We start from the raw sequence: 19,973 nt of genomic DNA on the forward strand, positions 1-19,973 counted from the left end.
AAAGGGTTGGCGAAGCCTGCCGGAGCATCGCCCCGGCTACGGCGTCAGGCCCAGGGGCGTTGCTCTGCGTTGCGCTTTTCGAAGCTGGCGATGGCGTTGGATTTCTCCATCGTCAGGCCAATGTCGTCGAGGCCGTTGAGCAGGCAGTGACGCTTGAAATCGTCGAGGTCGAAGGTGACGACGCCGCCGTCAGGGCCGCGGATTTCCTTGGCTTCGAGGTCGACCGAAAGCGTGGCGTTGGCGCCGCGCTCGGCGTCGTCCATCAGCTTGTCGAGATCTTCCTGGCTGACGGTGATAGGCAGAATGCCGTTCTTGAAGCAGTTGTTGTAGAAGATGTCGGCAAAAGACGTCGAAATCACGCAGCGGATGCCGAAGTCGAGCAGCGCCCACGGGGCATGCTCGCGGCTGGAGCCGCAGCCGAAATTGTCGCCGGCAACCAGGATCTGGGCCTTGCGGTAGGCCGGCTTGTTCAACACGAAATCCGGGTTCTCGGAACCATCTTCATTGAAGCGCATCTCGGCAAAAAGTCCCTTGCCAAGTCCGGTGCGCTTGATCGTCTTGAGATAATCCTTCGGGATGATCATGTCGGTGTCGACATTGACGATCGGCAGGGGGGCGGCGACGCCGGTGAGCTTGGTGAACTTGTCCATGGCTTTTGCCCGTCTTGGGAGTTTGCTGGCATCGCTTTACACAAGGAGACAAGCAAATGAAAGGCGACAGTTGCCGCATCATTGATGCCAGTCAGGGCTCGATGAGCCAAAACGAGTAAGGTTCCGGCCCCCGCGAGGCTTGACCTGATGCTCCAAGCAACGTTCATGATCGCTCATGGCGAGCGGGAATCAGCAGCGAGCGGCAGAAACCGGGCAGGCAAACGGCCTGCTTGGGCACTATCGGCCGATCGATGGCGTCGTCGACGAGATGGTCGATGCGTCGGGCAATCCGCGTCCGCTATGGAGACAGTTCATTGCATCGCTGGAGGCGCTCGGTCCAGAAAAGCTGACGCAGCGCTTCGCCAGGGCAGACCAGTATCTGCGCGATGCCGGTGTCTATTACCGTGTCTACGACAATGCCGGCGCCAATGAGCGCGCCTGGCCGCCGGCGCATGTGCCGCTGCTGATCGATGAGAAGGAGTGGTCGGCGATCAGCGCTGGCCTGATCCAGCGGGCGGACCTGTTCGAGCGGATCGCCGCCGATATCTACGGGCCAAACCGGCTGGTGGAAGCTGGATTGCTGCCGCCCGGCCTGATCGCAGGCAGCCCGGAATATCTGCGGCCATTGGCGGGAGCGACTCCGGCCGGCGGGCATTTCCTGCATTTCTGCGCCTTCGAGCTCGGCCGTGGTCCGGACGGGCGCTGGTGGGTGCTGGGCGATCGCATGCAGGCGCCATCCGGCGCCGGCTTCGCGTTGGAAAACCGTGTGGCCACCACACGGGCATTGTCTGAGCTTTACGGCGAACTGCACGTGCATCGGCTGGCCGGATTTTTCCGGCGTTTCCGGGATGCCCTGAATTCCTCGGCGGCAGCTTCGCGTGGGCGTGTCGCCATCCTGACGCCAGGGCCGCTCAACGAGACCTATTACGAACACGCCTATATCGCGCGCTATCTCGGCATCATGCTTCTCGAGGGCGAGGACCTCGTCGTCTCCAAGGGGCGGCTGATGGTTCGTACCGTAGCCGGCCTGGTGCCGATCTCGGTGTTGTGGAGACGCCTCGACGCCGCCTTCGCCGATCCGCTGGAATTGCGGACGGATTCGCAGATCGGTACGCCTGGGCTGGTCGAGGTGGTTCGCCAGGGTGCGGTTACGTCAGTGAACGGTCTGGGTTCGGGATTGCTCGAAACGCGCGCCTTGCTCGCTTTCCTGCCGCGGATCAGTCAGGAACTGTGCAAGGAAGATCTGCTTCTGCCCGGTGTCGCGACCTGGTGGTGCGGGCAGGAAGCCGAACGCGAGCATGTGCTGGCCAATCTCGATGGAATGATCGTCGGTCCGGCGCTGTCGACGCGCCTGGCCTTCGAGGACGATGGAGCCAGCGTTCTGGGTGCTTCGCTGTCCGCGGAGGCGCGGGCTGATCTGGTGACGAGCATCGAAGCCAACGGCAGCGCCTTCGTCGGGCAGGAAGCAGTGACGTTATCGACGACACCCGTCTATGTCGACGGGCGGCTGGAGCCGCGCCCGGCCAGCCTCCGTGTCTATCTGGCGCGCACTGCGGACGGTTGGGCGGTGATGCCGGGTGGTTTCGCACGGGTCGGCTTTTCGCTTGATCCGACGGCGATCGCCATGCAGCGCGGCGGCCAGGCGGCCGATGTCTGGGTGGTCAGCGACAGGCCGGTGGAGCGCGAGACATTGTTCCCGCGTGACAGCGAGGGCTTCGACCGCACCGTTCCCGGCAGCCTGCCGAGCCGGGCGGCGGAAAACCTGATGTGGCTCGGCCGCTACATCGAGCGCGCCGAAGACACTGCGCGCATCCTGCGCGCCTATCACGTGCGCCTGGCCGAGACCTCTGATCCGGCCATGCCGCTGCTGGCGGAACTGCGCGCTTATCTAGATCCGCTTGGCATCGATGTCACCGATCCGGTGCCGCAAGGCCTGCTCGACATGATGGACAGCGCCGTCTACAGCGCGGGGCAGGTGCGCGACCGGTTCTCGCCGGACGGCTGGCTGGCGCTCAAGGATCTCTCGAAGACGTTGCATCTGTTCGAAACGACAGTCTCGCGCGGCGACGATGCCACGCGCGCCATGACGGTGATCCTGCGCAAACTGGCCGGGTTTTCGGGGCTCCTGCACGAGAACATGTACCGCTTCACCGGTTGGCGCTTCCTGGAGATCGGGCGGCGCCTCGAGCGCGGTGTCCAGACGGCACGCGTGCTGGCACGGTTGACACGCGCGGATGCGCCGGAAGGCGCGCTCGACATGATGCTGGAGATCGGCGACAGCGTGATGACCCATCGCAGGCAGTACCCGGTGCAGGCGGGACGCAGCACGGTTGTCGATCTGCTGGTGCTGGATCCGCTCAATCCACGATCGATCTTTTTCCAGGTCGAGCGTCTCAAGACGGAAATCGGGCTGCTGCCGGGCGAAAACGGTGCCGGGCATCTGTCGCCCGCGGCCAAGGATATCCTCAAGCTCAACACCGCGCTCGCGGTCAAGGAGCCGTCGGACATGACGGCCTCGGCACTCAATGCCCTGGCGGATGAGATTGGTGGGCTCTACACCAGCCTTGCCAAGGCGTATTTCAGCTGAGGCGCCCCATGCTATACGACATCCGCCTCAACCTGCACTACGACTACGAGACCGCCGTCGGTGGCGGACGCCACCTTGTGCGGGTACTGCCGGCCAATCTTGGCGGTGAGCAGCGTGTCGTGGCGGCATCGCTGTCCTTCGCGCCCACGCCCGGCGAACGGTCGGATTTCCATGATTTCTTCGGTTCGAACGTAACCTCGATCGCGTTTCGCGAGGCGCACCGGACACTCGACGTGCGCATGAGCGCACGCGTCTCCGTCACGCGGCCGGAAATCGGCCTCGACGTGTCGCCTGATGTTGTCGGGCTTGCCCGTGAAATCGCCGACGTGCGATCGCTCCAGCCCGATTCACCGCATCATTTTCTTGCCCCCACCGATTTTGCCGATCTCGATTCCGCCATCACCGCCTATGCCCGCGAGAGCGGCACTGGTTCCGTGGCGGCGATCGCGACGGGAATCTGTAACCGCATCCGGCGTGATTTCACCTATGACGGCACCGCAACCGACGTGCAGACGCGTGCCTCCGATGCCTTCGCGCTGAAGCGCGGCGTCTGCCAGGACTTCTCGCACGTCATGATTTCCGGCCTGCGCGGGCTGGGCATTCCTGCCGGCTATGTCAGCGGTTTCCTGCGCACCATTCCGCCCGCCGGACAGGAGCGGCTGGAAGGCGCGGATGCCATGCATGCGTGGGTTCGGGTGTGGTGCGGACGCGAGGCTGGCTGGCAGGAATTCGATCCGACCAACGGCATGCGGGCTTCCAACGACCATATCACGGTCGGTTATGGCCGCGATTATGGCGACGTGGCGCCGATCGTCGGCGTGCTCAAGACCGCCGGCGGGCAGGCCGGCGCGCAGGCCGTGGATGTCGTTCCGGTAGCCTGAGTCCGTCGCTGCGGACATCCGCAAAAATCGCAGATTTTTTATCGACGTGGTGTCGGGAAGCGCCTAACTCTTTCGTCCTTGAAGCAATTCCAGGAAAGATGCGTAGCGGCTTTCCGTCCGGTATTGCGTACAGCGTTTCCATGAAAAACGGAAACGCTCCGGAGACAGAAAGGGCCTTCCATGCTTTACGCCGTTCTTTGTTACGCTTCCGAAGACGTCGTCGGTTCCTGGACCAAGGAACAGGACGATGCAGTCATGGGCAAGCTGCTCGACGTCCAGCAGAGATATGCGAATGCCGGCAAACTCGGCCCGGTGGCCCGTCTTTTGCCGACCACGGCGGCAACGACGCTGCGCAAGGTGAAAGGCGAATCCCTCGTCATCGACGGTCCGTTTGCCGAGACCAAGGAGCAGTTCCTCGGCTTCTACACGGTCGACGTCGAAAATCTCGATGAAGCCCTGCAGTTCGCGCGCGAACTTTCCGAGGTCAATCCCAGCGGCGGCTCCTATGAGATCCGCCCTGTTTCCATATTCAGTCCTGCAACGGTAAAATCATGAGCGACCTGTCCTGGATCAGCAATGTCATCAGCGCCGCGCGGCCTCAGGCCATGGGGGCGTTGCTACGCTACTTCCGTGATCTCGACACGGCGGAAGAAGCATTCCAGGACGCATGCCTGCGCGCATTGAAGAACTGGCCGCAAAACGGGCCGCCGCGCGATCCCGCCGCCTGGCTGATCTTCGTCGGCCGCAACAGCGGCATCGACGCCGTGCGCAAGAGAAGCAAACAGACGGCGATGCCGGACGAAGACCAGGTGTCGGATCTGGAGGACGCCGAGTCCGACATCGCCGAGCGGCTGGATGGCGCGCATTATCGCGACGATATCCTGCGGCTGCTGTTCATCTGCTGTCATCCTGACCTGCCGCCGACGCAGCAGATCGCGGTGGCGCTGCGTATCGTTTCCGGCCTTTCGGTCAAGCAGATCGCCCGCGCCTTCCTGGTGGGTGAAAGCGCCATGGAGCAGCGCATAACACGCGCCAAGGCGCGCATCGCAGATGCCGGTGTGCCGTTCGAAACGCCGGGCGCTGTCGAGCGGTCGGAACGGCTGGCCGCCGTCATGGCGATGGTCTACCTGGTCTTCAACGAAGGCTATTCCACCAACAGCGGCGAAGCGCAGGCACGGGAGCCCCTGTGCGAGGAGGCGATTCGGCTCGGCCGGCTGTTGCTCAGGCTGTTCCAGACGGAAGCGGAAGTGATGGGCCTCCTGGCGCTGATGCTGCTGCAGCATGCCCGTGCGCCGGCACGGTTCGATGGCAATGGCGAAATCGTGCTGCTCGAAGACCAGAACAGGGAACTCTGGAGCGGCAAGATGATCGAGGAGGGGCTGGCGCTCGTCGACAAGGCTTTGCGCCATCGCAAGCCCGGTCCCTACCAGGTGCAGGCGGCAATCGCGGCCCTGCATGCCCGTGCAGTGAAGGCCGAAGACACCGACTGGCAGGAGATCGACCTCCTCTACAGTCTGCTCGAACGCATGCAGCCGTCGCCGGTAGTGACGCTGAACCGTGCGGTGGCGGTCTCCAAGGTAAAGGGGCCGGAGGAGGCGCTCGCCATGATCGAACCGCTGGCCGAGCGGCTTTCCGGCTATTTCCATTTCTTCGGCCTGAAGGGCGGGTTGTTGATGAAGCTGGGCCGCAATGACGAGGCACGTGTTGCCTTCGACAGGGCAATCGCGCTTGCTAACACAGCTGCCGAGGCTGCGCATATCCGTATGCACATCGACCGGCTCAAGGCCGAGGCCGCGCAAGGCAAGTCCGAAAAAGCGGGCTAGGCGGATCGCCTTCCTTCTCACTGGATCAACGGCGAACACTGCCGGCTTGGACCATGCCGGGGTGGCGGATCTGGCGCGAAACGGGTAATGCCACGCCAAAGACCTGCCTGGTGAGCGGCGGGGTGGCGGACGGCAATGGCTGTCGCCATATCAGCACAAATTCGAAAGGGAAGACGATGACGCTATCGAGTGAAACGGCGGATCTGCTGGGGAAGCTTGGTGTTGCACGGGATGTGCTTTCTGGCGGTGATCTGGTTGTGCGCAGCCCGGTGACGGGTGAGCAGCTGGCAGCATTGAAGACGGTCTCGGCAGCTGATGCCAACAAGACGATCGATGCCGCCCATGAGGCCTTCAAGGCCTGGCGCCTTGTGCCCGGTCCCAAGCGCGGCGAACTGGTGCGCCTGCTGGGTGAGGAACTGCGCGCCCACAAGACCGAGCTCGGCCGCCTGGTGTCGATCGAGGTCGGCAAGATCCCTTCGGAAGGATTGGGCGAAGTCCAGGAAATGATCGACATCTGCGACTTCGCCGTCGGCCTGTCGCGTCAGTTGTACGGCCTGACCATCGCCACCGAACGCCCCGGCCACCGGATGATGGAAACCTGGCATCCGCTCGGCGTCGTCGGTGTCATCTCGGCCTTCAACTTCCCCGTCGCGGTGTGGTCGTGGAATGCCGCACTGGCGCTGGTCTGCGGCGATGCGGTGGTGTGGAAGCCTTCGGAGAAGACGCCGCTGACGGCACTTGCCTGCGCGGCGATCTTCGCGCGCGCCGTCAAGCGTTTCGGTGCCGATGCCCCCGCCAATCTGGCACCGGTGCTGATCGGCGAGCGCGAGATCGGCGAAGTGCTGGTCGATCATGCGAAAGTGCCGCTGGTCTCGGCTACCGGCTCGACCCGCATGGGTCGTGAGGTCGGTCCGCGCCTGGCCAGGCGTTTCGCCCGTGCCGTGCTGGAGCTCGGCGGTAACAATGCCGGCATCGTCTGCCCGAGTGCCGATCTCGACATGGCGCTGCGCGCCATCGCCTTCGGTGCCATGGGCACTGCCGGCCAGCGCTGCACCACGCTGCGCCGCCTGTTCGTGCATGAGAGCGTCTATGACCAGCTCGTGCCGCGCCTGAAGAAGGCCTATGAGAGCGTCTCGGTCGGCAATCCGCTGGAGACTTCGTCGCTGGTCGGCCCGCTGATCGACAAGGCAGCCTTCGACGCCATGCAGAAGGCGCTGAAACATGCCGGCGAACATGGCGGCACGGTCACCGGCGGCGCTCGCGTCGAGAACGGGCATGGCGATGCCTATTATGTGCGTCCGGCGCTGGTGGAGATGCCGAAGCAGGCTGGTCCGGTGCTGGAAGAGACCTTCGCGCCGATCCTCTATGTGATGAAGTATTCCGACTTCGACAGCGTTCTTGAGCTGCACAATGCGGTTGGTGCCGGGCTGTCGTCGTCGATCTTCACGCGCGATCTGCAGGAATCGGAGCGGTTCCTTGCCGCTGACGGTTCGGACTGCGGCATCGCCAACGTCAACATCGGCACGTCGGGAGCCGAGATCGGCGGTGCGTTCGGTGGCGAGAAGGAGACCGGCGGCGGTCGTGAGAGCGGTTCGGATGCGTGGAAGGCTTATATGCGGCGCGCCACCAACACCGTGAACTACTCCAAGGCGCTGCCGCTCGCCCAGGGCGTCTCCTTCGACATCGACTGAGCGTCGCACACTTCCAAACCTTGATGAACGGCGGGCCTCGGGTCCGCCGTTTTTCTTTGTCTTCGCAACACCCGCGTTCCGGGTGGCGCATGGCCTATCCGGGGTGGGGTTTCGCCTACCCGGCAGGCAGGTTTGGCCCGACGCTTGATGGCGGAAGGTTCCACCTTGGCAGGTGTTGTGAGGTGTTGCAGAGGAAAAGATTATTCTTCCCACGGCGGAGCTCGCCGAATGCCTGCCGGTCCCTCGAGGCCGGCGCAGACAGATCGGGAGGATCATCATGGCTGGTTTCACGCATCTCTTCGTCCCCGGACCTACCAACGTGCCGGAAGCCGTCCGGCAGGCCATGAACCTGGCCATGGAGGACATGCGCGCCTCGACATTCCCCCTGCTGACGCTCGGCCTGTTCGATGGCTTGAAGCGGGTGTTCAAGAACGAGACCGGTCGCGTCTTCATCTATCCATCGTCGGGAACCGGTGCCTGGGAATCGGGCATCACCAACACGCTGAGCCCTGGTGACCGCGTGCTGATGTCGCGCTTCGGCCAGTTCTCGCACCTGTGGGTCGACATGGCCGAGCGGCTGGAACTCGACGTCGATGTCGTCGACGTGGAGTGGGGCACCGGCGTGCCGGTCGAGATTTATGCCGAACGGCTCGCCGCCGACAAGGAACATCGCATCAAAGCTGTGTTCTGCACGCACAACGAGACGGCCACGGGCGTCACCAGCGATGTTGCCGGCGTACGCAAGGCGCTGGATGCCTCCGGTCATCCGGCATTGCTTTTCGTTGACGGCGTCTCGTCGATCGGCTCGATCGACTTCCGCCAGGAAGAATGGGGTGTCGACTGCGCGGTCAGCGGTTCGCAGAAGGGCTTCATGCTGCCGGCAGGTCTCGGTTTCCTGTCGGTCAGCCAGAAAGCGCTTGCCGCTGCCAAGACAGCGAAAGGCCGGCGCTGCTACTTCTCCTTCGAGGACATGATTCGCGCCAACGACACCGGCTTCTTCCCCTATACGCCAGCGACCCAGCTGCTGCGCGGCCTGCGCGTTTCGCTGGACCTGATCGAGGCGGAAGGGCTGGAGGCGATCTTCGCGCGCCACCATCATCTGGCCGAAGGCGTGCGCAAGGCGGTCGACGCCTGGGGCCTGAAACTCTGCGCCAAGGAGCGCAAATGGCATTCCGACACGGTGAGCGCCGTCCATGTTCCGGACGGCATCGACAGCGCCGAAATCGTGAAGCGCGCCTATCACAAATACCAGACCTCACTGGGCGTCGGGCTGAACAAGGTTGCCGGCAAGGTGTTCCGCATCGGTCATCTCGGCTGGCTGAATGAGGTAATGGTGTGCGGGGCGTTGTCGGCTGCCGAAATGGCGTTGCGCGATTGCGGCGTGAAGGTTGCACCGGGTTCCGGCGTCGGAGCCGCACTCGAACATTTCCGCCTGGCCGAGCCGGCCGCTGTCGCCAAGGCTGCCTAGGCCACACCAGGGAGGAGACCCGGATGAGCCATACCATCAACCATCTGCGCAAGCTGCGGCTGCAGCGCTCCGAACTCGCGGTTCCGGGCTCCAATCCGGAGATGATCAGCAAGGCTGCGGCAAGTGCAGCCGACTTCATCTTCCTCGACATCGAGGATGCGGTGGCGCCTCCCGACAAGGAGCGGGCGCGCCGCAACATCATCGAGGCGCTGAACGACATCGACTGGCGTGCCAGGGGCAAGACCGTGTCGGTGCGCATCAACGGCCTCGACACGCACTACATGTATCGCGACGTCGTCGACATCATGGAACAGGCCGGCGACCGGCTGGATACGATCCTGGTGCCGAAGGTCGGCGTTCCGGCTGACCTCTACATGGTCGAGGCGATGGTCAACCAGATCGAGATGGCCAAGGGCTACAAGACCCGTGTCGGCCTGGAAGCCTTGATCGAAACGGCGCTCGGCATGGCCAATGTCGAAGCGATCGCCGCCTTCGGCGGACGGCTGGAGGCGCTGCATTTCGGTGTCGCCGACTACGCTGCTAGCTGCAAGGCGCGCACCGTCAACATTGGTGGCCTCAATCCCGACTATCCGGCCGACCAGTGGCATTTCGCACTGTCGCGCATGACGGTCGCCTGCCGTGCCTATGGCCTGCGGGCCATCGATGGCCCGTTCGGCGATTTCTCGGATCCGGAAGGCTACATGGCCGCCGCCCGCCGTGCCGCGGCACTCGGCATCGAAGGCAAGTGGGCGATCCACCCGTCGCAGATCGAACTCGCCAATGCGGTGTTCTCGCCGCCAGAGAAGGAAGTCACCCGCGCCAGGCGCATCATCAAGGTGCTGAAGGAAGCGGAAGAGCAGGGCAAGGGTGCCGCTGCGCTGGACGGCAAAATGATCGATGCCGCTTCCGAGCGCATGGCCCGCAACGTCCTGGTGACCCACGACGCAATCGAGCAGTCGGCGCGCTCGCGCCAAGCTTTACCGAACTGAGGAGGAGTTCGACATGGATATTCACGAATACCAGGCCAAGGAACTGCTTTCGCGCCATTCGGTCCACATTCCGCGTGGCGGACTGGCCTACAGCCCCGAGCAGGCGGCCTATCGCACGCGCGAGATCGGCGGCGACAAATGGGTGGTGAAAGCCCAGATCCATTCAGGCGCGCGCGGCAAGGCCGGCGGCATCCGCATCTGCAAGTCCGACAAGGAAGTCTCCGATGCGGCGGAAGCGATGCTCGGCCGCAAGCTGGTGACGCATCAGACCGGGCCGCGGGGCAAGCTGGTGTCGCGCCTCTACATCGAAGAAACCGTCGACATCCGCCAGGAGATCTATCTCGGCTTCGTGCTCGACCGCAAAGCGGAACGCGTGATGATCGTGGCCTCCGCCTCAGGCGGCATGGAGATCGAGGAGATCGCCGAGCGCCAGCCGGATTCGATCATCCGCGCCACCGTTGATCCCGGTGTCGGCATGCAGCAGTTCCAGGCGCGCGAGATCGCGTTCGGGCTCGGACTGGAGAACAGCCTGATCGGCAAGGCGACCGACACCATCATGGGCTGCTACCAGGTGTTCCGCGACTATGATGCCTCGATGCTGGAGATCAATCCGCTGGTGGTGACGCGCGAAGGCAATCTGATGGCGCTGGACGCCAAGATGTCCTTCGACGAGAACGCGCTGTTCCGCCGGCCGGAGATTTCGGAACTGCGCGACAAGTCGCAGGAAGATCCGCGCGAAACCTTCGCCAGCGACCGCGGCCTCTCCTATGTCGGGCTGGAGGGAAACATCGGCTGCATCATCAATGGTGCCGGACTCGCCATGGCGACGATGGACATGATCAAGATCGCCGGCGGCGAACCCGCCAACTTCCTGGACATCGGCGGCGGCGCTTCGCCGGAGCGTGTCGCCAAGGCTTTCCGTGCCGTGCTCGCCGACAAGAATGTCGAAACGATCCTGGTCAACATCTTCGCCGGCATCAACCGCTGCGACTGGGTGGCGGAAGGCGTGCTGAAGGCGATCCACGAGGTCGGTGTCAACGTGCCGCTGGTGGTGCGGCTGGCGGGCACGAATGTCGAGGAGGGCCGTCGCATCCTGAGTGCATCGGGTCAGTCGATCATCGTTGCCGACACGCTTGCCGAAGCCGCCGAGAAGGCGGTTGCGGCGATGCGCCAGTCGACACTCAAGAAAGCCAGCTGAGGGAGGACGAGATGTCAGTTCTGCTCAATCGCAATACCAGGGTCATCGTCCAGGGCCTGACCGGCAAGATCGGCTCCTTCCATGCCGAGGACATGAAGCGCTACGGCACCAATGTCGTAGGCGGCGTGACGCCGGGCAAGGGTGGCCAGTCACAGCAGGGCATCCCGGTGTTCAACACGGTCAAGGGTGCGGTGCGCGAGACCGGCGCCGAGGCCAGCATCGTGTTCGTGCCGCCGCCTTTCGCGGCGGACTCGATCATGGAAGCCGCGGATGCCGGCATCAAGCTTTGCGTCTGCATCACCGACGGCATCCCCTCGCAGGACATGATGCGGGTGAAGCGCTACATGCTGCGCTACCGCCGTGAAGACCGCATGACGCTGATCGGCCCGAACTGCGCCGGCGTCATCACACCGGGGCAGGCGCTGATGGGCATCATGCCGGGTTCGATCTATCTGCCTGGCCGTGTCGGCATCGTCGGCCGCTCGGGTACGCTTGGATATGAAGCCGCTTCACAGATGAAGGCGCTCGGCATCGGGGTGTCGACCAGCGTCGGCATCGGTGGTGACCCGATCAACGGGTCTTCCTTCAAGGATATCCTCGAACTTTTCGAGAAGGATGATGAGACCGACGCCGTGGTGATGATCGGCGAGATCGGCGGTCCGCAGGAAGCGGAAGCCGCCGAATGGGCGAAGGCAAACATGAAGAAGCCGCTGATTGCCTACATTGCCGGTCTGTCAGCTCCGAAGGGCAAACGCATGGGCCATGCCGGTGCCATCATCTCGGCATTCGGCGAGTCCGCGCAGGAGAAAGTCGAGATCCTGCGCGATGCCGGTGTCACCATCGTGCAGACCCCGGCCTCGTTCGGTCCGACCGTTGCGGGCGTACTGGCCGAGCAGCGCAAAGCAGCCTAAACAGGCCGAGCCAATCGTCTTGTGGGGCGGTGCCGGTCCCGGTGCCGCCTCAACCATGCAGGAGCCTATGATGAAGCCACGCGTTATCGTGACCCGGAAGTGGCCAGCGGCCGTCGAACAGGTGCTCGCCGAGCGCTTCGACACCACCCTCAACGCAGGCGACATTCCATTCACGGCAACGCAGATCAAGGCCGCCCTGCTCAATTTCGATGCCGTGCTGCCGACAGTCAGCGACAAGCTGCCGGCCGAGATATTCCCTGAACAGCCGCAAGCCAGGATCATCGGCAATTTTGGCGTCGGCTTCAGCCATATCGATACCGAAGCGGCGAAGCAGCGCGGCATCGCGGTGACCAATACGCCGGGCGTGCTCACCGACTGCACCGCCGACATCGCGATGAGCCTGCTGCTCGCGGTCGCGCGCCGCACCGGCGAAGGCGAGCGTCAGTTGCGTGGCGGCGAATGGAAAGGCTGGTGTCCGACCCACATGATTGGCGCCAAGGTGACGGGCAAGACGATCGGCATCATCGGCATGGGTCGTATCGGCAAGGCGATGGCACGTCGCGCGCATTTCGGCTTCGGCATGAAGGTGGTCTTCTTCAACCGTTCGCGTGTGGACGACGAAGAGACGCGCGCGATGGAGGCTGCGCAATTGCCATCGATCGAGGCGGTGCTGGAGCAAGCCGATTTCGTGTCGTTGCATTGCCCCGGCGGCGCCGAGAACCGCAACCTGATCAATGCCGAGCGGCTTGGCCGCATGAAGAACAGCGCCTTCCTTATCAACACGGCGCGTGGCGACGTGGTTGACGAGGGCGCGCTGGCCGATGCGCTGGAGAACGGCGTGATCGCCGGTGCCGGGCTCGACGTCTTCGCTCAGGAGCCGCACGTTCCCGAACGGCTGATCAGGCTGGAGAATACCGTGCTGCTGCCGCATCTCGGCAGCGCCACCGAAGAGACCCGTGTCGCCATGGGCATGAAGGTCGTCGACAACATCACCGCCTTCTTTGCAGGCGAGCCGATTCCGGATCGGGTCGTCTGATGGTCGTTCCTCGTCGGGGAGATTGAACGCACAAATCATTCGCTGAGCTGTCGATCCAGGTGGATTGGTTTTCTCCGATCCTCGCACACTTCGCCGCATCCAGGCTTTGGACTTGAACCAAAGTGTGAATATGTTTACCTATGGTGAACATGCGAAGTTTCGGGGGTATATAATGGACAAGTCGGTCAAGGATGGTAAGGGCGCCAGCGCTGCCGCCAAGGCGACCAACGTGTCCAAGAAGGGCTCGGCCTCCGCACAGCTCAAGGCGGCACCGCTGCACCAGGATCCACACGCGGTCCGTGACACGCGGGAAAAGGTTCTCGAAGTTGCCATCGGCCACGAAGTGCGTGCCTTCCGCAAGAAACTCGGCATAACCGTCGCCGACCTTGCCGCTACCACCAACATTTCGCTTGGGATGCTGTCGAAGATCGAGAACGGTATTACATCACCTTCGCTGACAACCTTGCAGGCTCTGTCGCGCGCCCTTGGTGTGCCGCTCAGTTCTTTCTTCCGGCGCTTCGAAGAGGATCGCAACGCTGTCTTCGTGAAAGCCGGCGAAGGCGTCGACGTGGAGCGGCGAGGCACCCGCGCGGGACATCAATACAACCTGCTTGGTTATATCAGCTCGAATACAGCGGGTGTGACCGTCGAGCCCTACCTCATCACGCTGACCGAAAACTCCGACGTGTTTCCAGCCTTTCAGCACGATGGCATGGAATTCCTCTACATGCTGGAAGGCGAGGTGGTTTATCGCCACGGCAGCAATCTCTACCGGATGCTGCCCGGCGACAGCCTGTTCTTCGATGCCGATGCGCCGCATGGCCCGGATGAATTGACGACATTGCCGATCCGCTATCTCTCGATCATCTCCTACAGGCAGGGCTCCGGAAACGAATAGCGCGCCTTTCGGCGCGCTATTGTCTCGCTTGGCAGAGGGTCAATCGCTCGAACTTAGTCCGGGGCGAAACCAGGCGAGGTGGGGGTTCCGTCGTCATACTTCGACAGCCATTCGAGGGTGGTCGGCCGGTAGCGGGTGAGGCCCTTGTATTCGACCAGTTCGTTCGGCAGGTCGCGCAGGACGCGGTGAAAGCGGCGCGCCCATTTCGGCACGGTGACCAGTTCCTCCATCTTGATCAGATAGCAGCGGATCGGGAAGACCAGCGCGTTGGAGCGTGGCAGGCGCCAGAAGCTCTGCAATTCGACACGCAGATGCACCTTGTCGCCGACATTGTCGGGCGTCACCGTGGTCCGGTCTGGTCCCCATTTGTGGTAGTTCTCGGGGCTGGTGTCGAGCCGCGGGTTGATCGTCATCGTCCAGTTGAGACGCCGCGCGGGCTTGCCCTGCTGGATGTTGGTGAGGAACTTCAGGGCCCGCGTGAAGATGCCCTTTTCATGGGCCAGCGGCACCGGCGCGTGCCATTCGAAGAAGTTCATGCCGATGTCGAAGTCGAGCGACCAGTCGGCCTGGGTGGTGACCATGCCGGCGTCCATCCAGAGGTTGCCGTCGCGCTGGTCGAGGATGCAGAAGTCACCCTGGCTCTGACGCGTGATGTATTCCATCGGTCCGTAGGGCAAGGTGGAAAGATCACCAAAGGTGAAGCTGTCGTCGATGCCGAGCGGCCGGTTGATCCAGCGCCAGCGATCGCCGTCGCGGGTGAGCGTAAAGTGCTCGGGATAACCCCTGGCCTGCTCGGTCATCAGAAGTTCGAGCAGGTCCCAGCCGGCCAGCGTCATATGCGGCAGTGACTGGCAGCGCAGCGGATCCTCGGCGAGAACCTTGGCGCGGTCCTGCATCTCGGAGACGTAGTGCTCGTCGACGTCGATGAGGTTTTCGAGCACGGTGCCTCTCGGGCCTGGCACATGCGGCTCGATGTTGACCGCATACATGTAGGCGTCTTCGTGAAACGGGAAGGGAAACCGCCGGATGAATTCCGGGCTGTTCCTGAAGGTGAAATCGTCCCGGAATGTTTCCTGCCTGAAATTGATGCCCATAGGTTCCTCCCCGTGGTTCCAACTCTTTGTGTCTACGCAATTCCGGACGCAAACCGTTGTGCGCGTCTAGCCCGGAAGCGCCCTAGGCTAGCGCTCCAGCACGAGGGACTTGCCCTCGAAGCGTGAAACGCACGGCATGATCTTCTTGCCTGAACAATGTTCGGCCTCGGTCAGCCAGTGGTCATTGTGTTTGAAGGTGCCGTCATAGGAAACGACATTGGTCTCGCACTGGCCACAGACGCCGCCGCGGCACAGATAGGGCGGGTCGATGCCGGCGGCTTCCATCGCCTCGAGCAGGCTCTGTTCTTCGCCGACGCTGATCTGCATCTTGCTGAGCGCCAGCGTGACGTCGAAGGGCAGACCCGGCTGCGGCGCGGCGAAGTGTTCGTAGTGCACGGTTTCGTCCGGCCAGCCATGTGCCGCCGCCGTCTCGCGCACCCAGCGGATCATGCCAGCGGGACCGCAGACATAGAGATGCGTGCCGAGCGGCTGCGAAGTCAGCAGGCGTTCGAGCGGCAGGCGCTCGTTGGTGTCATCGTAGTAGATGTTGACCCGCTTGCCGTAGCGATCGCGCAGCACGTCGGCATAGGTACCGAGCACTGGCGTGCGGCAGGTGTAGTGCAGTTCGAAATTGCCACCTTCAGCCGCAAGCTGGGCAGTCTGGGCCATGAAGGGCGTGATACCGATGCCTCCCGCCAGCAGCAGATGTTTCCTTGCTCTGAGATCGAGCGAGAACAGGTTGACCGGATAGGAGATCACCATCTCCATGCCGCGCTTGACCCGGTTGTGCATGAACAGCGAGCCGCCGCGGCCGGAATCGTCGCGGCGCACGCTGATCGTGTAGTCGCGCGTGTTGTGCGGCGAACTCATCAGCGAATAGGGGTTCAGCCTGGACTTGTCGCCATCGCGCATTTCCACCACGACATGGGCACCGCCGGAAAAGGTCGGCAGGTCGCCGCCATCGGTGCGCTCGAAATGGAAACGCTTCACCAGCTCATTGACCGCAACCACGTCGGTCACGGTGACGTTCAGTTTTGTCGTACCCGCGCTCACCGGAAAATCTCCTCCTTCTGAGGGATCTCGCTCGGATCCTCGGCGTTGATGCAGACGCCCTGGAAGGCGGCAAGGCGGCGCGAGTAATGATCGCGCACCAGAAGCAGCAGGCCGCAATGCGCGCAGGTGGCCGGCTGCGTGGTGACGTTCTCTGTAACGCCCTTGCAATGGACGCACTGTACCCGGCGTGCCCAGGAGCCGCGGTGTTCGGTCTGGATCGAGGAATGATCGATGCCGGCCTCCAGCGCCACCTGCATGGCCTGGCCGATCAGCCCTTCGGTGCCGGCAAGATAAAGCCTCAGTCCCATATGCGCATTGGCAAGCGTCTGCCTGAGACGGGGCAGGGCTGCCGCGATCGAGGGACCCTCGTAGAACTGCGCAGGCTTCAGGGCCCTGAGCGAAGCCTGGAACTGGCTTCGGCTCGTTTCCGGAATGAACATGATGTGTGTGCTGGCGAAGAAGCCGTCCGGAGCTTTCTTCGCCAGGTCGAGGATCGCGGACGCACCTTCGGCGTCCGCGACGAAGAGATGGTTCTTGCCGGTCTGGGGCGACAGGGTTCCATAGACCGGGCGACTGAGGATCGTCTTTGCCGGCATCCCGTCCAACGGATCAGCCTTTCGCCGTGCGCTTCAGCTTCTTGGGATCGTCGAACGGCAATGCCTGTGCGGTCGCCTTCACCGACCCGGACGCGTTGCGGATCTCGAGTTCGGTACCGACGACGGCACAGTCGACATCGAGGCGGGCGATGCCCATCGATTTCTTCACCAGCGGTGAATACATCGCGCAGGTGACGACGCCGACCTTCTTGCCGTTGCGATAGATCGGCGCGCCTTCGTCGGCAGGCTTGGTGCCTTCCAGCAAGACGCCGAAAATCTTGAAGCGCTCCTTGCCCTTGAGGCGGTAGTGTTCCTCGGCGCCGCGGAAGCCGGTCTTGCCGGGGCTGACGGTGAAATCCAGTCCCAGCTCCCACAGGGTGTCGCCAGGTCCTTCGTTGTCGAAGGGGTACTTCTGCGAATTGTCGTAGGGATAAAACAGCAGGTAACTCTCGACGCGCAGCATGTCGAGCGTAGTGAAGCGACAGGGTATGATGCCGTCGCTCTTGCCTTCTTCGAGGATGCGATCCCAGATCGTGCCGGCATCCTGACCACGGCAGAAGATTTCATAGCCGCGCTCGCCGGTATAGCCGGTGCGCGAGATCATCACCGGCAGGCCGAACAGCTGGGTCTGCATATGGTGGAAGTAGTTGAGGTCGCGGATGCCGGGCACATGCCTGGCCAGGTAGTCGACGGCAGTCGGGCCCTGCAGCGACAGGTCGTGCAGGTTGTCGTCGAAGCGAACCGAGACGTCGCGCCCGATGGATGCGCGCGTCAGCTCCTCGTGGCCGGTGCCCGAACCATGCACGACCATCCAGGAATTGGTGCTGATGCGGTAGACGACGCAATCGTCGGTGAACTTGCCGGCCTCGTTGAGCATGCAGGCGTAGACCGACTTGCCCGGGTAGATCTTCTCGACATCGCGCGTCGTGCACAGGTCGATCAGATGCGAGGCGTGCGGGCCGGTGATGTGGACCTTCTTCAGGCCCGAAACGTCCATCAGGCCGGCCTTGGTGCGGATGGCGACATATTCTTCGTCGGCGTCCTTGTCATAGGTCCAGGCCGTGCCCATGCCGCTCCAGTCTTCAAGCTTGGAGCCCAGGGCGCGATGGCGGTCGGCCAAAGTCGAGAAACGCCAGGAAGCTGTCATGTGGGTGTCCTTCTCCTCAAGGGTACCTTCGAAAAGCGGCCATTCTTTTCTTATCGGCCTGCACTTTCGCCAGACGCATATTGACTCGAATTCCGTCGTCTGGGCAATATCTTTGTGCAAGAAATATTACTGATAGGCAACTTTCCCTGGTTCCGACTTTAGTCCTCCCAGGAGGTCCCGGTTCCGCGGCGAGACGTGGTGCGAGACTTTTCTGTAAGGAAAAAAACATTCATAGCAGTTGAATTGGATTTTCAAAGCTGCTAGCGTCCAATCATCGGACCGCTGCCATTGGAGGTAACGTCGTGTGCGGAATTGTGGGACTGTTCTTGAAGGACAAGACATTGGAGCCGCAACTCGGCGCCATGCTCTCTGAAATGCTGGTGATGCTGACCGATCGCGGCCCCGATAGCGCGGGCATCGCGGTTTACGGTGCGGCCACCAAGGGTAAAGCAAAGGTTACGATTCAGTCACCATCACCGGAGGCGGATTTTGCTGGTCTGGAAGCCGAGCTTGGCAAGAAGATCGACGCGAAGGTGAAGCTGCTGGCCAAGTCCACCCATGCGGTGATCGATGTGCCGGCCGGCAAGGTCGAGGCGGCGCGCGAGGCGATCGCCGAACTCCGCCCGTCGGTGCGCATCATGGGCGCTGGCGAAGCCATCGAAATCTACAAGGAAGTCGGTCTGCCGGTCGACGTCGTGAGGCGCTTCGACGTCTGCAAGATGACGGGTACCCACGGCATCGGTCACACTCGTATGGCAACCGAATCCGCAGTCACCACACTCGGCGCGCATCCTTTCTCGACCGGTCCAGATGAGTGTCTGGTGCACAATGGTTCCCTGTCCAACCACAACAACCTGCGGCGCGAACTGATCCGCGAGGGCATGAAATTCGAGACCGAGAACGACACCGAGGTGGCTGCCGCCTATCTGTCCTCGAAGATCGCGCATGGCCTGGATCTTGGCCAGGCGCTGGAAAGCAGCGTCAGCGACCTCGATGGCTTCTTCACCTTTGTCGTCGGCACCAAGAACGGTTTCGGCGTGGTGCGCGATGCCATCGCCTGCAAGCCGGCGGTGCTTGCCGAGACTGATCGCTACGTTGCTTTTGGCTCCGAATACCGTGCGCTGACCAAGCTGCCCGGCATCGAGGATGCCAAGGTGTGGGAGCCGGAGCCGTCAACCGTCTATTTCTGGGAGCACTGAGCCGATGTCCGTGACCACTCTCGCCAAGGCGCCTCAGCGCGAAGTCAACTACGCACCGCGCGTCTTCGACCTTGATGCGGCACCGCTGCGCGAACTCAACCTCGCTCTGCATCAGGTGACGGATGCGGCCGACGAACCAAGCTGGGAAGTGATCAACCCGAAAGGCAGCCACGCAGTTGCTGCCGGTGTGGCGCAACCCATCGCCGTCGAGGTGCGCGGCAGCGTCGGCTATTACTGCGGCGGCATGAATGACAAGGCCAGCATCACCGTGCACGGCTCGGCCGGGCCGGGCGTCGGCGAAAACATGATGTCGGGCCAGATCACGGTGAAGGGCGACGCCAGCCAGTACGCCGGTGCAACCGGCCGCGGCGGCCTGCTGGTGATCGAGGGCAATGCCTCGTCGCGTTGCGGCATCTCGATGAAGGGCATCGACATCGTCGTGCGCGGCAATGTCGGCCACATGTCGGCCTTCATGGCGCAATCCGGCAATCTCGTCGTGCTGGGCGATGCCGGCGATGCGCTGGGTGACTCCATCTATGAGGCACGCCTGTTCGTGCGCGGCGAGGTGAAGAGCCTCGGTGCCGACTGCATCAAGAAGGAAATGCGGCCGGAGCATATCGCCAAGCTCAAGGAACTGCTCGACCGCGCCGGCATCACCGATGTCAAGCCGGAAGAGTTCACACGCTACGGATCGGCCCGTACGCTCTACAATTTCAATATCGACAACGCCGACGCGTACTGAGGGGACGCCT

18 protein-coding genes are annotated in these 19,973 nt (G+C 62.8%); 13 read left to right on the plus strand and 5 right to left on the minus strand.

The genetic code is table 11. From position 1 onward, the window contains the following. Nucleotides 1-44: 44 nt before the first annotated feature. On the minus strand, nucleotides 45-650 hold the full coding sequence (gene leuD, locus C1M53_RS18545; protein WP_129413575.1) for a 3-isopropylmalate dehydratase small subunit: 606 nt from the start codon (nucleotides 648-650) through the stop codon (nucleotides 45-47). Nucleotides 651-825: 175 nt separating this feature from the next. On the opposite strand from leuD, the gene C1M53_RS18550 reads away from it, so the two are divergent. The 11 genes from C1M53_RS18550 (at nucleotide 826) to C1M53_RS18600 (ending at nucleotide 14,132) form a co-directional block, all read left to right on the plus strand. Beyond that, complete coding sequence (locus tag C1M53_RS18550) at nucleotides 826-3,237, plus strand: circularly permuted type 2 ATP-grasp protein (protein ID WP_129413576.1); 2,412 nt, start codon at nucleotides 826-828, stop codon at nucleotides 3,235-3,237. A gap of 8 nt (nucleotides 3,238-3,245) precedes the next feature. Further along, nucleotides 3,246-4,118: a transglutaminase family protein gene (locus C1M53_RS18555; RefSeq protein ID WP_129413577.1), complete on the plus strand. Its 873-nt coding sequence runs from the start codon at nucleotides 3,246-3,248 to the stop codon at nucleotides 4,116-4,118. Between the two features lie 180 nt (nucleotides 4,119-4,298). After that, nucleotides 4,299-4,673 (plus strand): YciI family protein, encoded by a 375-nt coding sequence (locus C1M53_RS18560; protein ID WP_129413578.1) that lies wholly within the window; start codon nucleotides 4,299-4,301, stop codon nucleotides 4,671-4,673. Next, complete coding sequence (locus tag C1M53_RS18565) at nucleotides 4,670-5,941, plus strand: RNA polymerase sigma factor (protein WP_129413579.1); 1,272 nt, start codon at nucleotides 4,670-4,672, stop codon at nucleotides 5,939-5,941. The genes C1M53_RS18560 and C1M53_RS18565 overlap by 4 nt, the downstream gene beginning before the upstream one ends. A gap of 176 nt (nucleotides 5,942-6,117) precedes the next feature. After that, nucleotides 6,118-7,632 carry an aldehyde dehydrogenase family protein gene (locus tag C1M53_RS18570; protein WP_129413504.1) on the plus strand — a complete coding sequence of 505 codons (1,515 nt, stop codon included), beginning with the start codon at nucleotides 6,118-6,120 and terminating at the stop codon, nucleotides 7,630-7,632. 277 nt (nucleotides 7,633-7,909) lie between these two features. Beyond that, the gene (locus C1M53_RS18575; RefSeq protein WP_129413580.1) at nucleotides 7,910-9,100 is read left to right on the plus strand and encodes an aminotransferase class V-fold PLP-dependent enzyme; all 1,191 of its coding nucleotides are present in this window, start codon (nucleotides 7,910-7,912) and stop codon (nucleotides 9,098-9,100) included. 23 nt (nucleotides 9,101-9,123) lie between these two features. Next, nucleotides 9,124-10,089, plus strand: a complete 966-nt coding sequence (locus C1M53_RS18580; RefSeq protein WP_129413581.1) for a CoA ester lyase — start codon at nucleotides 9,124-9,126, stop codon at nucleotides 10,087-10,089. 13 nt (nucleotides 10,090-10,102) lie between these two features. Then, entirely contained in the window at nucleotides 10,103-11,287 is a 1,185-nt protein-coding gene (locus tag C1M53_RS18585) for a malate--CoA ligase subunit beta (RefSeq protein ID WP_129413582.1), read from the plus strand. A gap of 11 nt (nucleotides 11,288-11,298) precedes the next feature. Further along, complete coding sequence (gene sucD / locus C1M53_RS18590; RefSeq protein WP_129413583.1) at nucleotides 11,299-12,198, plus strand: succinate--CoA ligase subunit alpha; 900 nt, start codon at nucleotides 11,299-11,301, stop codon at nucleotides 12,196-12,198. A gap of 67 nt (nucleotides 12,199-12,265) precedes the next feature. Next, entirely contained in the window at nucleotides 12,266-13,234 is a 969-nt protein-coding gene (locus C1M53_RS18595) for a D-glycerate dehydrogenase (protein ID WP_129413584.1), read from the plus strand. A gap of 172 nt (nucleotides 13,235-13,406) precedes the next feature. Then, nucleotides 13,407-14,132, plus strand: coding sequence for an XRE family transcriptional regulator (locus tag C1M53_RS18600; protein WP_129413585.1), 726 nt, complete (start codon nucleotides 13,407-13,409; stop codon nucleotides 14,130-14,132). 53 nt (nucleotides 14,133-14,185) lie between these two features. On the opposite strand, the gene C1M53_RS18605 is transcribed toward C1M53_RS18600, so the two are convergent. The 4 genes from C1M53_RS18605 to C1M53_RS18620 all read right to left on the minus strand — a co-directional run bounded on the left by C1M53_RS18605 (nucleotide 14,186) and on the right by C1M53_RS18620 (nucleotide 18,022). Continuing rightward, nucleotides 14,186-15,226: a DUF3445 domain-containing protein gene (locus C1M53_RS18605; RefSeq protein ID WP_129413586.1), complete on the minus strand. Its 1,041-nt coding sequence runs from the start codon at nucleotides 15,224-15,226 to the stop codon at nucleotides 14,186-14,188. Nucleotides 15,227-15,313: 87 nt separating this feature from the next. Then, entirely contained in the window at nucleotides 15,314-16,279 is a 966-nt protein-coding gene (locus C1M53_RS18610; RefSeq protein WP_129413587.1) for a PDR/VanB family oxidoreductase, read from the minus strand. Next, complete coding sequence (locus tag C1M53_RS18615; protein ID WP_129413588.1) at nucleotides 16,276-16,875, minus strand: dimethylamine monooxygenase subunit DmmA family protein; 600 nt, start codon at nucleotides 16,873-16,875, stop codon at nucleotides 16,276-16,278. The genes C1M53_RS18610 and C1M53_RS18615 overlap by 4 nt, the downstream gene beginning before the upstream one ends. A 13-nt stretch (nucleotides 16,876-16,888) precedes the next feature. After that, a complete protein-coding gene (locus C1M53_RS18620; protein ID WP_129413589.1) occupies nucleotides 16,889-18,022 on the minus strand; it encodes an aminomethyltransferase family protein in 1,134 nt (377 codons plus the stop codon). Nucleotides 18,023-18,324: 302 nt separating this feature from the next. On the opposite strand from C1M53_RS18620, the gene C1M53_RS18625 reads away from it, so the two are divergent. Both C1M53_RS18625 and C1M53_RS18630 read left to right on the plus strand, forming a co-directional pair. Continuing rightward, nucleotides 18,325-19,221 (plus strand): glutamine amidotransferase family protein, encoded by an 897-nt coding sequence (locus tag C1M53_RS18625; protein ID WP_129413590.1) that lies wholly within the window; start codon nucleotides 18,325-18,327, stop codon nucleotides 19,219-19,221. A gap of 4 nt (nucleotides 19,222-19,225) precedes the next feature. Next, nucleotides 19,226-19,963: a GXGXG domain-containing protein gene (locus C1M53_RS18630; protein WP_129413591.1), complete on the plus strand. Its 738-nt coding sequence runs from the start codon at nucleotides 19,226-19,228 to the stop codon at nucleotides 19,961-19,963. Nucleotides 19,964-19,973: the final 10 nt, after the last annotated feature.

Origin of the sequence: Mesorhizobium sp. Pch-S (assembly GCF_004136315.1) — a bacterium.
Lineage (GTDB): Bacteria > Pseudomonadota > Alphaproteobacteria > Rhizobiales > Rhizobiaceae > Mesorhizobium.

Bases quoted from the DNA above. Each gene is read 5' to 3' on its own strand.
- leuD (WP_129413575.1), bottom strand. From the start codon at position 650: ATGGACAAGTTCACCAAGCTCACCGGCGTCGCCGCCCCCCTGCCGATC.
- C1M53_RS18550 (WP_129413576.1), top strand. From the start codon at position 826: ATGGCGAGCGGGAATCAGCAGCGAGCGGCAGAAACCGGGCAGGCAAAC.
- C1M53_RS18555 (WP_129413577.1), top strand. From the start codon at position 3,246: ATGCTATACGACATCCGCCTCAACCTGCACTACGACTACGAGACCGCC.
- C1M53_RS18560 (WP_129413578.1), top strand. From the start codon at position 4,299: ATGCTTTACGCCGTTCTTTGTTACGCTTCCGAAGACGTCGTCGGTTCC.
- C1M53_RS18565 (WP_129413579.1), top strand. From the start codon at position 4,670: ATGAGCGACCTGTCCTGGATCAGCAATGTCATCAGCGCCGCGCGGCCT.
- C1M53_RS18570 (WP_129413504.1), top strand. From the start codon at position 6,118: ATGACGCTATCGAGTGAAACGGCGGATCTGCTGGGGAAGCTTGGTGTT.
- C1M53_RS18575 (WP_129413580.1), top strand. From the start codon at position 7,910: ATGGCTGGTTTCACGCATCTCTTCGTCCCCGGACCTACCAACGTGCCG.
- C1M53_RS18580 (WP_129413581.1), top strand. From the start codon at position 9,124: ATGAGCCATACCATCAACCATCTGCGCAAGCTGCGGCTGCAGCGCTCC.
- C1M53_RS18585 (WP_129413582.1), top strand. From the start codon at position 10,103: ATGGATATTCACGAATACCAGGCCAAGGAACTGCTTTCGCGCCATTCG.
- sucD (WP_129413583.1), top strand. From the start codon at position 11,299: ATGTCAGTTCTGCTCAATCGCAATACCAGGGTCATCGTCCAGGGCCTG.
- C1M53_RS18595 (WP_129413584.1), top strand. From the start codon at position 12,266: ATGATGAAGCCACGCGTTATCGTGACCCGGAAGTGGCCAGCGGCCGTC.
- C1M53_RS18600 (WP_129413585.1), top strand. From the start codon at position 13,407: ATGGACAAGTCGGTCAAGGATGGTAAGGGCGCCAGCGCTGCCGCCAAG.
- C1M53_RS18605 (WP_129413586.1), bottom strand. From the start codon at position 15,226: ATGGGCATCAATTTCAGGCAGGAAACATTCCGGGACGATTTCACCTTC.
- C1M53_RS18615 (WP_129413588.1), bottom strand. From the start codon at position 16,875: ATGCCGGCAAAGACGATCCTCAGTCGCCCGGTCTATGGAACCCTGTCG.
- C1M53_RS18620 (WP_129413589.1), bottom strand. From the start codon at position 18,022: ATGACAGCTTCCTGGCGTTTCTCGACTTTGGCCGACCGCCATCGCGCC.
- C1M53_RS18630 (WP_129413591.1), top strand. From the start codon at position 19,226: ATGTCCGTGACCACTCTCGCCAAGGCGCCTCAGCGCGAAGTCAACTAC.